The sequence below is a fragment of the Streptomyces sp. NPDC001070 genome, from assembly GCF_053598835.1.
Genome location: NZ_JBSFLB010000008.1, coordinates 81,765 through 97,251, shown reverse-complemented (window position 1 = coordinate 97,251; position 15,487 = coordinate 81,765). Strand labels below are relative to the sequence as shown.

Annotated in this window: 9 protein-coding genes; all 9 read left to right on the top strand. The window is 72.3% G+C overall.

What is annotated here, in order from left to right; translation table 11 throughout:
* The first annotated feature begins 186 nt into the window (after positions 1-186).
* The 9 genes from betA (at position 187) to ACWDAS_RS12345 (ending at position 15,473) form a co-directional block, all read left to right on the top strand.
* The gene (betA, locus tag ACWDAS_RS12385) at positions 187-1,851 is read left to right on the top strand and encodes a choline dehydrogenase (protein WP_450388997.1); all 1,665 of its coding nucleotides are present in this window, start codon (positions 187-189) and stop codon (positions 1,849-1,851) included.
* 209 nt (positions 1,852-2,060) lie between these two features.
* On the top strand, positions 2,061-3,530 hold the full coding sequence (locus tag ACWDAS_RS12380) for an aldehyde dehydrogenase family protein (protein WP_450388995.1): 1,470 nt from the start codon (positions 2,061-2,063) through the stop codon (positions 3,528-3,530).
* A 20-nt stretch (positions 3,531-3,550) separates the two neighbouring features.
* Entirely contained in the window at positions 3,551-4,654 is a 1,104-nt protein-coding gene (locus ACWDAS_RS12375) for a quaternary amine ABC transporter ATP-binding protein (RefSeq protein WP_450388993.1), read from the top strand.
* Positions 4,654-6,717, top strand: coding sequence for an ABC transporter permease (locus ACWDAS_RS12370; protein WP_450388992.1), 2,064 nt, complete (start codon positions 4,654-4,656; stop codon positions 6,715-6,717). The genes ACWDAS_RS12375 and ACWDAS_RS12370 overlap by 1 nt, the downstream gene beginning before the upstream one ends.
* 17 nt (positions 6,718-6,734) lie before the next feature.
* Positions 6,735-7,724: an ABC transporter substrate-binding protein gene (locus ACWDAS_RS12365; RefSeq protein ID WP_450388990.1), complete on the top strand. Its 990-nt coding sequence runs from the start codon at positions 6,735-6,737 to the stop codon at positions 7,722-7,724.
* Positions 7,725-7,954: 230 nt separating this feature from the next.
* A complete protein-coding gene (locus ACWDAS_RS12360; protein ID WP_450388989.1) occupies positions 7,955-10,396 on the top strand; it encodes a GcvT family protein in 2,442 nt (813 codons plus the stop codon).
* Between the two features lie 156 nt (positions 10,397-10,552).
* The gene (locus ACWDAS_RS12355; protein ID WP_450388987.1) at positions 10,553-11,785 is read left to right on the top strand and encodes a sarcosine oxidase subunit beta family protein; all 1,233 of its coding nucleotides are present in this window, start codon (positions 10,553-10,555) and stop codon (positions 11,783-11,785) included.
* A gap of 12 nt (positions 11,786-11,797) precedes the next feature.
* Positions 11,798-14,887, top strand: coding sequence for a sarcosine oxidase subunit delta (locus ACWDAS_RS12350; RefSeq protein WP_450388985.1), 3,090 nt, complete (start codon positions 11,798-11,800; stop codon positions 14,885-14,887).
* On the top strand, positions 14,880-15,473 hold the full coding sequence (locus ACWDAS_RS12345) for a sarcosine oxidase subunit gamma (RefSeq protein WP_450388984.1): 594 nt from the start codon (positions 14,880-14,882) through the stop codon (positions 15,471-15,473). The genes ACWDAS_RS12350 and ACWDAS_RS12345 overlap by 8 nt, the downstream gene beginning before the upstream one ends.
* Positions 15,474-15,487 lie beyond the last annotated feature (14 nt).

Genomic DNA, 15,487 nt, shown 5'->3' with positions numbered 1-15,487 from the left:
GGTCCCCCGGACGGAGTGCGGGGGAGGAACGAGACTGAATCCCCGGAAACCAAGTTGCGCGGTTCGCAACCTGGTGCGCATAGCGGCACCCGTACTAGCATGCTGCGCCAGTCGACCTGTCGACGGCGCGATCGTGACGATGGTGGCGATCGGGACGAGTGAGACGACGAGTGAGACGAGGCTGACATGGCTGCCCTTGAGTACGACTTCGTCATCGTCGGCGGGGGCTCCGCCGGCAGTGCCCTCGCCAACCGGCTCTCCGCCGATCCCGGCACCCGCGTCCTGGTGCTGGAGGCCGGACGTCCCGACTACCCCTGGGACGTCTTCATCCACATGCCGGCGGCGCTCACCTTCCCGATCGGCAGCCGCTTCTACGACTGGGGCTACGAGTCCGAGCCCGAGCCCCACATGGGCGGCCGCCGCATCTACCACGCCCGCGGCAAGGTGCTCGGCGGCTCCAGCAGCATCAACGGCATGATCTTCCAGCGCGGCAACCCCATGGACTACGAGCGCTGGGCCAAGGACCCCGGCATGGAGCACTGGGACTACGCCCACTGCCTGCCGTACTTCCAGCGCATGGAGAACTGCCTCGCCGCGGGTCCCGACGACGAGTTCCGCGGCCACGACGGGCCGCTCGTCCTGGAGCGCGGGCCCGCCGCCGGCCCGCTGTTCCCGGCCTTCCTGAAGGCGGTGCAGGAGGCGGGCTACCCGCTCACCGACGATGTCAACGGCTACCGCCAGGAGGGCTTCGCGGCCTTCGACCGCAACGTCCACCGCGGCCGTCGGCTCTCCGCCGCCAAGGCCTACCTCAAGCCCGTGCGCAACCGCCCCAATCTGACCGTGCGGACCCGGGCCCTGGTCACCCGTGTGCTGTTCGAGGGCAAGCGCGCCGTAGGCGTGGAGTACGAGCGCCGCAAGGGGGTTCCCGTCCAGGTGCGCGCCCGTGAGGTCGTCCTCTGCGGCGGCGCCGTCAACTCCCCGCAGTTGCTGCAGCTGTCGGGCGTCGGCAACGCGCAGGAGCTGTCCGCGCTCGGCGTCGACATCGTCCACGACCTGCCCGGGGTCGGCGAGAACCTCCAGGACCACCTGGAGGTCTACGTCCAGTACGCCTGTACGCAGCCCGTGTCGATGCAGCCGTACCTGGCCAAGTGGCGCTACCCCTTCATCGGCCTGCAGTGGCTCTTCCGCAGAGGGCCCGCCGCCACCAACCACTTCGAGGCCGGCGGCTTCGCCCGCAGCAACGAGGAGGTGGACTACCCCAACCTGATGTTCCACTTCCTGCCCATCGCGGTGCGCTACGACGGCTCCGCCCCGGCCGGCGGGCACGGCTACCAGGTGCACGTGGGGCCCATGTACTCCGACGCCCTCGGCTCGGTGAAGATCAGGAGCAAGGACCCTCGGGAGAAGCCCGCGCTGCGATTCAACTACCTCTCCACCGAGCAGGACCGCCGCGAGTGGGTCGAGGCGATTCGCGTCGCCCGCACCATCCTGAGCCGGCCCGCGCTCGCCCCCTACAACGGCGGCGAGATCTCGCCCGGCCCCTCCGTGGAGACCGACGAGGAGATCCTGGCCTGGGTCGCCAAGGAGGGCGAGACGGCCCTGCACCCCTCCTGCACCTGCAGGATGGGCACCGACGCGATGGCGGTCGTCGACCCGGAGAGCATGCGGGTGCACGGTGTGGAGGGACTGCGCGTCGTCGACGCGTCGGTGATGCCCTACGTCACCAACGGCAACATCTACGCACCCGTGATGATGATCGCGGAGAAGGCCGCCGACCTGATCCTGGGCCGTGAACCGCTGCCGCCGTCCAAGGCGCAGTACTACCGGCACCGCGACGCCACCGCCCAGTGATCGCCAAGTGACCTCGTCGAGGCCCCTGTTACAAGCGATTTACCACCAGGTGGCGCCCCGTGGCGCGGACGCCGGACGGCGTGCGCCCTCCCCGGTCACGATGTGCCGTACAAGTCGTGCAACCCCTTGACGGCCGGTGGCCGTTCGGACAGGGTGTTCCACCACAAGCAATTCGATGCGCTATGTGCAACGAAGCGAGGGCTCCGCGCGTGGCAGACCTGTATCTGGACGGAGAGTGGCGCGAAGCGGCGGCCGGGGGCCGCCGGGAGATCCGCTGCCCCGCCGACGGCACGCTCGTCGCGACGGTCCCCGAGGCGACCCGCGCCGACGCCGAGGCCGCCGTCGCCGCCGCCCGCGCCGCCTTCGACCACGGTCCGTGGCCCCGCACCCCGGAACGCGAGCGGGGCGCCCTCCTGCTGCGCACCGCGGACATCGTCGAGCGGGACGCCAAGGACTTCGCCCGCGCCGAATCCCTCGACACCGGCAAGCGGCTCGTGGAGAGCGAGTACGACATCGCCGACGTCGTCTCCTGCCTGCGCCACTACGGCGGCCTCGCCGGGACCTCCGCCGGCCGCGTCATCGACACCGGCCGCGACGACGCCGTCAGCCGCGTCGTGTACGAACCGGTCGGCGTCTGCGCACTGATCACCCCGTGGAACTACCCACTGCTGCAGGCCTCCTGGAAGGTCGCGCCCGCCCTCGTCGCGGGCAACACGATCGTCCTGAAGCCCAGCGAGCTGACCCCGTCCACCTCCGTCCTGCTGATGCGGGCGCTGGAGGAGGCCGGACTCCCTGCCGGGGCCGCCAACCTCGTCCTCGGCGCCGGCCCCGAGGCCGGCGCACCGCTCAGCGAGCACCCCGGCGTCGACATGGTCTCCTTCACCGGCGGCCTGGAGACCGGCAGACGCGTCATGGCCGCGGCGGCCCGGACCGTGAAGAAGGTCGCCCTCGAACTCGGCGGCAAGAACCCCAACGTGGTCTTCGCCGACGCCGACTTCGAGACGGCCGTGGACTTCGCGCTCACGGCCGTCTTCCTGCACTCCGGGCAGGTCTGCTCGGCCGGGGCCCGGCTGATCGTCCAGGACGGGCTGCACGACGCCTTCGTCGACGAGGTCGTCCGGCGCGCCTCGGCCATCCGCCTCGGCGGCCCGTTCGACCCCGCCGCCGAGACCGGCCCGCTGATCTCCGCCGCCCACCGGGACAAGGTCGAGGCCTACGTCGCCGCCGGGATCGCCGAGGGCGCCGTACTGCGCTGCGGCGGCGCCCGCCCCGCCGATCCGGCCCTCGCCGGAGGCTTCTACTACCCGCCGACCGTCCTCGACGGCTGCGACCAGGGCATGCGCGTCGTCCACGAGGAGTCCTTCGGCCCCGTGCTGACCGTCGAGCGCTTCACCGACGAGGACGACGCCGTACGCATCGCCAACGACACCGAGTACGGCCTCGCCGGGGCCGTGTGGACGCAGGACGCCGGACGCGCGCAGCGGGTCGCCCGCCGGCTGCGCCACGGCACCGTGTGGATCAACGACTACCACCCCTATGTGCCGCAAGCGGAATGGGGTGGCTTCGGGCACTCGGGCGTGGGCCGGGAACTGGGACCGACCGGCCTGGAGGAGTACCGCGAGCCCAAGCACATCTGGCAGAACATCCAACCCCGGCCGCAGCACTGGTTCCGCGGCTGAACGCCGAAGAGAGGTCGACCGTGACGACCCCAGCACAGACCGATGTGCCGCAGCGGCGCGGCGCGTCCAAGGACCAGGACCAGGAACATGACCGGAATCCGGTCATCTCCGTGCGCGGGCTGTGGAAGGTGTTCGGGCCGAAGGCCGAGAAGGTGCCGGGGTCGCAGGAGCTGTGCGGGCTCAGCCGCCGGGAGCTGATGGAGCGCACCGGCTGCACCGCGGCCGTGCGCGACGTCCACTTCGACGTGTCGCCCGGAGAGGTCTTCGTCGTGATGGGCCTGTCCGGCTCGGGCAAGTCGACCCTGGTGCGCTGTCTGACCCGGCTGGTCGAACCCACCGCCGGTGAGATCGTCTTCGAGGGCGAGGACATCCGCGCCGCCGACGCCAGACGGCTGCGCGAACTGCGCCGCAACAAGTTCTCCATGGTCTTCCAGCACTTCGGGCTGCTGCCGCACCGCCGGGTCGTCGACAACGTCGCGTACGGCCTGGAGATCCGCGGCACCGGCCGGGCCGAGCGCACCAAGCGGGCCCTGGAGGTCGTCGAGCTGGTGGGCCTGTCCGGCTACGAGAACTCCTACCCCGACCAGCTCTCCGGCGGAATGCAGCAGCGCGTCGGCCTCGCCCGGGCGCTCGCCGGCGACCCCGACGTCCTCTTCTTCGACGAGCCTTTCTCCGCGCTCGACCCGCTGATCCGCCGCGACATGCAGAACGAGGTCATCCGCCTCCACCACGAGGTCGGCAAGACGATGGTCTTCATCACCCACGACCTGTCCGAGGCGCTCAAGCTCGGCGACCGCATCCTCATCATGCGCGACGGGCGGATGATCCAGTGCGGCACGGGCGACGAACTGGTCGGCGCCCCCGCCGACGACTACGTGCGCGAGTTCGTCAGGGACGTGCCGCGCGCCGATGTGCTCACCCTGCGCTGGATCATGCGCGACCCGCAGCCCGACGACGCCCTCGACGGCCCCGAACTCGGCCCCGACGTCGTCGTCCGCGAGGCGACCCGGGCCGTGCTCGCCGCCGAGAAGCCGGTGCGGGTCGTCGAGGACGGCACGCTCCTGGGCATCGTGGGCGACGAGGAGATCCTCGCGGTCGTCGCGGGCCGGGAAGGAGGCGCGTGATGGCCGTCGTCGCCTCCGGTGGTGAACGGCTCGCCCCCGTCCGCGTGCGCCGCCGGGCCGTGGTGGCGGGCATCGTCGTGCTGTGGCTGGTGCTCTTCGCCGTGCTGCGCGGACGCCAGACGCTGGCCCTCGCGGCGGCCGACCTGACCTCGCTGCACCGCTGGTTCAACGGCGTCAACGACACGATCGGCGCCGACCGCAACAGCAATCCCCTCTTCCTCTACTTCTTCAACGAGATCCGGCTGGTCATCGACAACCTGGTGACCTTCGTCCAGACGCTGATCTCGCAGCCGCCGGAAGGCCGCCCGGTGCCGCAGATCGGCTGGCTCGGCGTCGTCGCGATCGCCGGATACGTCTCCTGGGCGCTGGGCAACTGGCGCGTGGCGCTGCTGGCCGTGGCGGGCTTCACCTTCCTCGGGCTCCAGGGCCTGTGGCAGGAGAGCATGGACACCCTCGCGCTCACCCTGTCGGCCGTGCTGGTGGCACTGCTGATCGGCATCCCGCTGGGAGTGTGGGCCGGGATGTCGCCGAGGGTGAACCGCGTCCTGACCCCCGTGCTCGACTTCATGCAGACGATGCCGACCTTCGTCTACCTGGCGCCGCTCACCCTCTTCTTCCTCATCGGCCCCGCCTCCGCCACCATCGCCACCCTGATCTACGCGGCGCCGCCCGCCGTCCGCATCACCGCGCACGCCATCCGCTCGGTCCCCGGGACCACCGTGGAGGCGGCGGAGTCGCTCGGCTCGACCAGGGCGCAGACCCTCACCAAGGTGCTGCTGCCGATGTCCCGGCGCACGGTGGTGATGGGCGTCAACCAGACCATCATGGCCGCCCTGTCCATGGTGACCATCGCGGCCCTGATCGACGCCCCCGGTCTCGGCAAGACCGTGGTCCAGGCCCTGCAGTCGCTCGACGTCGGCACCGCCTTCAACGCCGGACTGGCCATCGTCGTCCTGGCCGTCGTCCTGGACCGGTTCACGACCGCGGCGGCCGAGCAGAGCGGGACGGGGGTCCCCCGGGCCGGAGACCGGGGGAGGAGCGGGATGGGGGTCCCCCCGGCCGAAGACCGGGGGAGCTCCGGGGAGGGGCACCGTCCCGGTCTCCGCTCCCCGCGCCTGCGCCGGCCGCTGCTCGGGCTCGGCGCGGTCGCCGCGGCCGTCGCCGCCTGGCTGTCGCACACCTACGTCTGGGCCGCCGAGTTCCCCGGCGACGGCGGTGCCGGGCGCTCCCTGGCGAGCGCCGCCGACACCGTGACCACCTGGGCGCAGGACAACCTCTCAGGCGCCACCAACGGCATCCGCGACGCGGTCACCAGTGCCCTCCTCAACCCCTTCCAGACGCTGCTCACCGACTCCCCGTGGTGGCTGACCGGCTTCGTGCTGGTGGCCCTGGGCGTCGTCCTCGGCGGTCTGGGCGCCGGCGCCACGGCGGCGGTCTGCGTGGGACTGCTGGTCGGCACCGGCGTGTGGCAGGACGCGATGACCACGCTCGCCTCGACCGTCGCGGCGACGCTGCTGGTGATGCTGCTCGGCGTGACCGTGGGCGTGTGGATGGGCCGCAGCGCGCTCGCCGACCGGATCATCCGGCCGAGTCTGGACGCGGCGCAGGTCATGCCGCCCTTCGTCTATCTCGTACCGTTCCTCGCGCTGTTCGGCGCGAGCCGCTTCACGGCGATCGTCGCCGCCGTCGTGTACGCCGCGCCCGTGACGATCAAGATCGTCGCGGACGGCTTGCGGGGCGTGCCGGAGACGACCGTGGAGGCGGCGACGGCGGCCGGGTCCGGCACCTGGCAGCTCGTCACCAAGGTTCAACTGCCGATGTCACGCGGCGCCCTGACACTCGCGACCAACCAGGGCCTGATCTACGTGCTGTCGATGGTTGTGGTGGGCGGCCTCGTCGGTGCGGGCGCCCTCGGCTACGACGTCGTGGCCGGTTTCTCGCAAGGAGAGCTGTACGGCAAGGGGCTGGCGGCGGGACTCGCCATCGTACTGCTCGGCGTGATGTTCGACCGGATCACTCAGGCCGCGGCCGGGCGCATCAGGAAGGTGCCCGGCGGGCGCTAGAGCAGGAGGCGGAAGACATGGCAACACACCTGACGGCGGCCGGCCGGCACGCGAGATGGCGCGCCGGCGCGGCCGGAGTCGCGGCTCTCGGGCTCGCCCTCACCGGCTGCGGCGGCGCCAAGGTCGGCGAGCCGGACGCCGGCTCGGCCGGCTCCTCGGGCAAGTGCGGCACCTTCAACCTGGCCGTCAACCCGTGGGTCGGCTACGAGGCGGACGCGGCGGTCGTGGCCTACGTCGCGGAGAAGAAGCTGGGCTGCACGGTCAAGAAGAAGGACCTCAAGGAGGAGATCGCCTGGCAGGGTTTCGGCACCGGCGAGGTCGACGCGATCCTGGAGAACTGGGGCCACGACGACCTGAAGAAGAAGTACATCGAGCAGCAGAAGACCGCCGTCGAGGCCGGCCAGACCGGCAACAAGGGTGTCATCGGCTGGTACGTGCCGCCGTGGCTGGCCGAGAAGTACCCGGACATCACCGACTGGAAGAACCTCAACAAGTACGCCGACAAGTTCCGCACCTCGGAGTCCGGCGGCAAGGGCCAGCTGCTCGACGGCGACCCGTCGTACGTCACCAATGACGCCGCACTGGTGAAGAACCTCAAGCTGGACTACAAGGTCGTCTACGCCGGCAGCGAGACCGCCCTCATCCAGGCCTTCCGGCAGGCCGAGGCCAAGAAGCAGTGGGTGCTCGGCTACTTCTACGAGCCGCAGTGGTTCCTGTCCGAGGTCAAGCTCGCCAAGGTCGAGCTGCCCCCGTACCAGGACGGCTGCGACGCCGACGCCGCGAAGGTCGCCTGCGACTACCCCGTGTACGACCTGGACAAGATCGTCAGCAAGAAGTTCGCCGGCTCCGGAAGCCCCGCCTACGGCCTGGTGAAGAACTTCAACTGGACGAACGAGGACCAGAATCTCGTCGCCAAGTACATCGCCGTGGACAAGATGACACCCGACGCCGCCGCCGAGAAGTGGGTCGAGGCCAACGAGGCCAAGGTCGACGCCTGGATCAAGTAGGCGACGGTCTCAGCGCGTTCGTCGCGTTCCCCGCGTTCACCGCTGCGCTCCCCGTGCCCGGCGGGCTGTGTTCCGACAGCCCGCCGGGCACCGCCGTTTCCCGGTCGTCGCCGGGCCCGCGGGGGCCTTCTCCGGCCCCTGGAGGGCCTCTTGACACCCACTCCGGCGCCCGGCACATTGAGTTGCGCAACCTGAATCTTGTTGCGCTGACAGCAACTGGAGGTTTGGCGATGACGGGACCCCGAGTGGTCATCATCGGAGCGGGCGTCGTGGGGGCGGCGCTGGCCGACGAACTTTCCGCCGCGGGCTGGACCGACATCACGGTCGTCGACCAGGGCCCGCTCCCCGCCACCGGGGGCTCCTCGTCCCACGCCCCGGGCCTGGTCTTCCAGACGAACCCCTCCAAGACCATGACCGAACTCGCCCGCTACACCGTCGAGAAGCTCCGCTCCCTCGACGTCGACGGGCAGCCCTGCTTCCTCCAGGTCGGCGGCCTGGAGGTGGCCACCACCCCCGAGCGACTCGCCGAACTGCACCGCCGCCACGGCTGGGTGACGGCGTGGGGCGTCGAGGCCCGGGTCGTCGGACCGGACGAGTGCGCCGAACTCCACCCGCTGCTGGACCGCTCAAGGGTCCTGGGCGGACTGCTCGTCCCCACCGACGGCCTCGCCAAGGCCGTCCTCGCCGTCGAGGCGCAGACACGGCGCGCCGCGGACCGCGGCGTACGCTTCCTCGACCGTCACGAGGTCCTCGGCATCACGCGGGACGACGGCCGTGTCACCGGTGTCGTCACCGACCGCGGCGGCGAGCTGGCGGCCGACGTCGTCGTCTGCTGCGCCGGCATCTGGGGCCCCAAGGTCGCCCGTATGGCGGGGATGGAACTGCCGCTCACCCCGCTCGCCCACCAGCTCGCGTGGACCGGCCCCGTCCCCGCCCTGGCGGGCCAGACCGACGAGGCCGTCCGCCCGATCCTGCGCCACCAGGACGCCGGCCTCTACTACCGCGACCGCCACGACCGCATCGGCATCGGCTCCTACGGCCACCGCCCCATGCCGGTCTCCGCCGACGACATCGCCTCCTTCGCCGACGCCGAACGGATGCCCTCCGTCCTGGAGTTCACCGAGGAGGACTTCGCCGACGCCTGGACCGAGACCCGGGCGCTGCTGCCCGCCACCCGCGACACCAAGATCGAGGAGGGCATCAACGGGCTCTTCTCCTTCACCACCGACGGCATGCCGCTGCTCGGCGAGTCACCGGACGTGAAGGGCTTCTGGGTCGCCGAGGCCGTCTGGGTCACCCACTCGGCGGGGGTCGGCCGCGCTATGGCCGAGTGGCTCGTCGACGGCCACTGCTCCTCCTTCGACCTGCACGAGTGCGACGTCAACCGCTTCGAGCCGCACCAGCTCGCCCCCGAGTACGTACTCGCCCGAGACTGCCGGAACTTCGTCGAGGTCTACGACATCATCCACCCGCTCCAGCCGAGCGGCGCCCCGCGCCCGATCCGCACCAGCCCCTTCCATCCCCGCCAGGAGGAGCTGGGCGCGTTCTTCCTGGAGGCGAACGGCTGGGAGCGGCCGCAGTGGTACGAGGCCAACGCCGGCCTGGTGGAGGGCCGTGCCATCGCCACCCCCGACGACTGGGCCGCCCGCTACTGGTCGCCGATCGTCGGCGCCGAGGCCCAGGCCACCCGCGAGACCGTCGCGCTCTACGACATGACCGCGCTCAAGCGCCTGGAGGTCACCGGACGGGGCGCCGCCGCCTTCCTGCAGCGGCTCACCACCGGCAATGTCGACAAGTCGGTGGGTTCGGTCACCTACACCCTGCTCCTCGACCACGACGGCGGCATCCGCAGCGACATCACGGTGGCCCGCCTCGGCGGCGACCTCTTCCAGGTCGGCGTCAACGGCAACCTCGACCAGGACTGGCTCACGCGGCACCTCCCCGCCGACGGCACGGTCGCCGTCCGCGACGTCACCGCGGGCACCTGCTGCGTCGGGCTGTGGGGCCCGCTCGCCCGGGAGGTGCTCCAGCCGCTCGCCGACTGCGACTTCTCCAACGACGGCCTCACGTACTTCCGGGCCAAGCGGGCGCACATCGGGGCCGTGCCCGTCACGGCCATGCGGCTTTCCTACGTCGGCGAACTCGGCTGGGAGCTCTACACCACCGCCGACCTGGGCCTGAAGCTCTGGGACACACTGCTGGCCGCCGCCCGGCCCCTGGGCGGCATCGCCGCGGGACGCGGCGCCTTCAACAGCCTGCGCCTGGAGAAGGGGTACCGCTCCTTCGGCACCGACATGACGTACGAGCACGACCCGTACGAGGCCGGCCTGGCCTTCGCCGTCAAGGAGGACAAGGAAGACTTCATCGGCAAGGACGCGCTCGAACGGCGCCGGGGCGAGGTGCGGCGCAAGCTCACCTGCCTGACCCTCGACGACCCCCGGGCCGTGGTGATGGGCAAGGAACCGGTGTACGACGGCGACCGGCCCGTCGGCTACGTGACCAGCGCGGCGTACGGCCACACGATCGGCAAGGGCATCGCCTACGCGTGGCTGCCGGCGGAACTCGCCGTGCCGGGACGCGCCCTCGACATCGCGTACTTCGGCGAGCGCGTGGCGGCACAGGTCGCCGCGGAGCCGCTGTTCGACCCGGCCATGTCCCGCCTGCGCGGCTGAGCGCCGTGGCCGGCACCACCCGTACCTCGGCCGACGCCGCTGAGAGGAAGCCCCGCGCATGAACCCGCTCACCGCCCGCCTCGCCGAACTCGACCCCGAGGCGAACGCCGCGCACCCGCTCCACCCGCACCTGTCGCAGGACGGAGACAACGCCCGATGACCCCCCGCACTCCGGGCGCCGAGCTCCCGGAGCACCCGGACCGGCTCTGGCGCACGCCCCAGCCCAGGCGCGCCTACGACGTCGTCATCGTCGGCGGCGGCGGACACGGCCTCGCCACCGCGCACTACCTGGCGCGCAACCACGGCATCACCGATGTCGCGGTGCTGGAGAAGGGCTGGCTCGCGGGCGGCAACATGGCCCGCAACACCACCATCATCCGCTCCAACTACCTCTGGGACGAGAGCGCGGGCATCTACGAACACGCCCTCAAACTCTGGGAGGGCCTGGAGGAGGAGCTGGACTACCCGATCCTCTTCTCCCAGCGCGGTGTCCTCAATCTCGCCCACAGCCTCCAGGACGTGCGCGACAGCGTCCGCCGGGTCGAGGCCAACCGGCTCAACGGCGTCGACGCGCAGTGGCTGGATCCCGGGCAGGTGAAGGAGGTCTGCCCGATCGTCAACACCTCGCCGGACGTGCGCTATCCGGTGATGGGCGCGACCTACCAGCCGCGCGCGGGCATCGCCAAGCACGATCACGTCGCCTGGGGCCTGGCCCGCTCGGCCGACGCCGCGGGGATCGACATCATCCAGAACTGCGAAGTGACCGGCATCGACATCGCCGGGGGCCGGGTCACCGGGGTGCGGACCACGCTCGGTCCCATCGCGGCCGGGAAGGTCGCGCTCTGCTCCGCGGGCCACTCCTCCGTGCTGTCGAGGATGGCCGGCTTCGACCTGCCGCTGCAGAGCCATCCGCTCCAGGCGCTGGTGAGCGAACTGCTGCAGCCGGTGCATCCGACGGTCGTCATGTCCAACGCCGTGCACGTCTACGTCAGCCAGGCGCACAAGGGCGAACTGGTCATGGGCGCGGGCATCGACGCGTACAACTCCTACACGCAGCGCGGCGCCTTCCACATCATCGAGCGGCAGATGGCCGCCGCGCTGGAGCTCTTCCCCGTCTTCGCCCGCGCCCACGTGCTCCGCACCTGGGGCGGCATCGTCGACGTCAGCCCGGACGCCTCGCCGATCGTCGGCCTCACCCCCGTCCGCGACCTCTACCTCAACTGCGGCTGGGGCACCGGCGGTTTCAAGGCCACCCCCGGGGTGGGCTGGGTCTACGCCCACACCATCGCCAACGACGCCCCGCACGCCCTCAACGCCCCCTTCTCGCTCGACCGTTTCACCACCGGCGCGCTCGTGGACGAACACGGCGCGGCCGCGGTGGCCCACTGAGGAGCCCGACCGATGCTGCTCATCCCCTGCCCGTGGTGCGGGCCGCGCGACGAGGCCGAGTTCCACTACGGCGGCCAGGCGCACCTCGCCTGTCCCGAGGACCCGGCGGCCCTGACGGACGAGGAGTGGGCGCGCCACCTCTTCTTCCGGGACAACCCCAAGGGACCCTTCGCCGAGCGCTGGATGCACACGGCGGGGTGCCGCCGCTGGTTCAACGCGGTGCGTGACACGGCGACGAACCGGTTCGTCGCCGGCGGTCCCACCCCGCCCGCGGCCGGCGCCACCGCGGAGCGCCCCGGACCGGAGGGGCGGACCGCCGCGCCCCCGGCGCCCGCGGCCCACGCGTCCGCGCCCCCGGCACCCGCGGTCCCCGCCCTACGGCCCGCCCGTGACCCGGCGCAGCCCTTCCGCCTCGCGGAGGGCGGGCGGATCGACCGCACCGCGCCCCTGGCGTTCACGTTCGACGGCACCGCGTACACCGGCTACCGCGGTGACACCCTGGCCTCCGCCCTCCTCGCCCACGGTGTGATCGCCACGGGCACGAGCATCAAGCTCGGCCGCCCGCGGGGCATCTTCTCCGCCGGGGTGGAGGAGCCCAACGCCGTCGTGCAGATCGAGGCGCCCTTCCCGGAGCCGATGCTGCCCGCGACGACCGTCGAGCTCTACGACGGCCTCGTCGCGACCGGCCTACCCGGGCAGGGCAGGCTCGCCGAAGAGCCCGACCCGGCCCGTTACGACGCCGTCCACGCCCACTGCGACCTGCTGGTCGTCGGCGCGGGCCCGACCGGTCTCGCCGCGGCGGCCGTCGCCGCCGGCACCGGGGCACGGGTGATCCTCGCCGACGACCAGCCGGAGCCGGGCGGCAGCCTCCTCGGCAGTTGCCGGTCCCCGGAGCGGGCCGCGGAGACCGAGGCCCTCCTCGCGTCCGCCCCCGGGCTGCGGATCCTGCGCCGCACCACCGTTTTCGGCCACTACGACGACAACCACGTCCTCGCCGTCGAACGCCGCACCAACCACCTCGGCGCCGCCGCCCCCGCCCACGTCGCCCGCGAACGCGTCCACCGCATCCGGGCCCGCCGGGTCGTCCTCGCCACCGGCGCCCACGAGCGTTCCCTGGCCTTCCCCGACAACGACCGGCCCGGCGTCATGCTGGCCGGCGCCGCCCGCACCTACGTCAACCGCTACGGCGTCCTCCCCGGGCGCAGGGCCGTCGTCTTCACCACCAACGACGGCACCGACGTCGTCACCCGCGACCTGTCCGCCGCGGGCGTGGAGATCGCGGCGGTGGTCGACGCGCGCGACGGGCAGTACGTCACCGGCACCGAGGGAGCGGACCGGCTGACGGCCGTGCTGGTGGGCGACCGCCGGATCGAGGCCGACCTCCTGCTGGTGTCGGGCGGCTGGAACCCCGTGGGCCACCTCTACAGCCAGGCGGGCGGCGGCCTCCGGTACGACGACGCCCTCGGCACCTTCGTCCCGGTGCCGGGATCGTCCCACCAGGCCGTGGAGTTCGCCGCCACGCCCGCCGAGGGCGCGGCGGCCGCCGCGCGGGCGCTCGCAGCAGAGGGCTTCATGCCGGAGCGGCCGCGACCCGCGCCGGCGGAGCCCGGCCCCGGGCGCCCGCCGCTGACCCTCTTCGACGTCCCCGTCGCGGCCCCCGGCCCGCGCTTCGTGGACCTGCAGCGCGATGTGACCGTCGCCGACCTGGCGCGCGCCACCGGCGCGGGGATGCGCTCCGTCGAGCACACCAAGCGCTACACCACCGCGGGCACCGCCAACGACCAGGGCAAGACCTCCGGCGTGCTCGCGTCGGGCGTCGTCGCCGGCCTCCTCGGGGTGGACGTGGCCGACCTCGGCACGACGACCTTCCGCCCGCCGTACGCCCCGGTGTCCTTCGCCGCGCTCGCGGGCCGCGACCGTGGGTCGCTCCACGACCCGGTCCGCGTCACGGCGCTGCACGACCTGCACACCGCGCTCGGCGCCCTCTTCGAGAACGTCGGCCAGTGGAAACGCCCCTGGTACTACCCACGGCCCGGCGAGGACATGGCGGCCGCCGTCCTGCGCGAGTGCCGGGCCGCCCGCGAGGACGTGGCCTTCATGGACGCCTCGACCCTCGGCAAGATCGACGTCCAGGGCCCGGACGCGGCGCTCTTCCTCGACCGGCTCTACACCAACCTGATGTCCACCCTGCGGACCGGCATGATCCGGTACGGCGTCATGTGCCGCCAGGACGGCATGGTCTTCGACGACGGCACGGTCATCCGGCTCGCCGAGGACCGCTTCCTGGTCACGACGACCACGGGCAACGCGGCCGCCGTCCTGGACTGGATGGAGGAGTGGCTGCAGACCGAGTGGCCGGAACTGCGCGTCCACTGCACCTCCGTGACCGAGCAGTGGGCCACCGTCGCCCTCGTCGGCCCGCGCTCCCGCGCGGTGCTGCGCTCACTCGCCCCGGAACTCGCGGTGGACAACGCCGACTTCCCCTTCATGGCGTGGCGGGACACGACGGTCGCGGGACTGCCCGCCCGCGTGTGCCGGATCAGCTTCTCCGGGGAGCTGGCGTACGAGATCAACGTCTCGCCCTGGCGGGCGCGGACCCTGTGGGAAGCGGTGCACGCCGCGGGAGCCACCCCGTACGGCACCGAGACCATGCACGTGCTGCGCGCCGAGAAGGGGTACCCCATCGTCGGCCAGGACACCGACGGCACGGTCACCCCGCAGGACCTCGGGATGAGCTGGGTCGTGTCCAGGAAGAAGCCCGACTTCATCGGCAAGCGGTCCCACGCCCGCCCCGACACCGCGCGCCCCGACCGCAAGCACCTCGTCGGCCTGCTGCCCGAGGACCCCGCTCTGCTGCTCCCGGAGGGTGCCCACCTCGTCGCGGGTCCGGCCCTGCCCGAGCCGCCGGTCCCGATGCTGGGTCACGTCACCTCCAGCTACCGCAGTGCCGCCCTCGGCCGCACCTTCGCGCTCGCCCTGGTCAAGGGCGGCCGGGAGCGGGTGGGGGAGCGGCTGTACGCGCCCGTCGGCGGCCGTCTCGTGCCCGTGACCGTCGCTTCTCCCGTCCTCTACGACCCCGAGGGGGCCCGCCGCGATGGCTGACACCACCACCCGCCGCAGTCCGCTGTCGGCCGTGGCCGGCCGGCTCGCCGCCGCGACGCGCGCCTCGGGCGGCGCGCTGCGGCTGGCGGAACTCCCCTTCCTCGCGCAGATCGACCTGCGCCTGGACCCGAAGGGCCCGGCCGCCGAGGCGGCCGGACTCGCCCTGGGCGGGCCGCTGCCCCTCGAGCCGTGCACCGCCGTCCGCTCCGGCGACCTGGCGGTCCTGTGGCTCGGACCGGACCAGTGGCTCGTCGTCGGGCCGCCCGGGACCCAGGAGGACCTGGAGGCCCGGCTGCGCAAGGCCGCGGGAGAGGCGCACGCCTCCGTCACCGACGTCTCCGCGCAGCGCACCACCCTGCTGGTCTCCGGTCCCCGCGCCCGCGACCTGTTGGCGCACGGGTGCTCGCTGGACCTGCACCCGCGGGTCTTCGCGCCGGGCCGCTGCGCGCAGACCACGGTGGCCCGGACCCAGGTGGTGCTGGTGGCCCGGGACGAGGTGAGAGCGGGCTTCTGGGTGCTGGTCCGCCCCTCCTTCGCCGGCTACCTCGCGGACTGGCTGCTGGACGCCGCCGCGGAGTACGTGTGACCTGTGCCGCACGG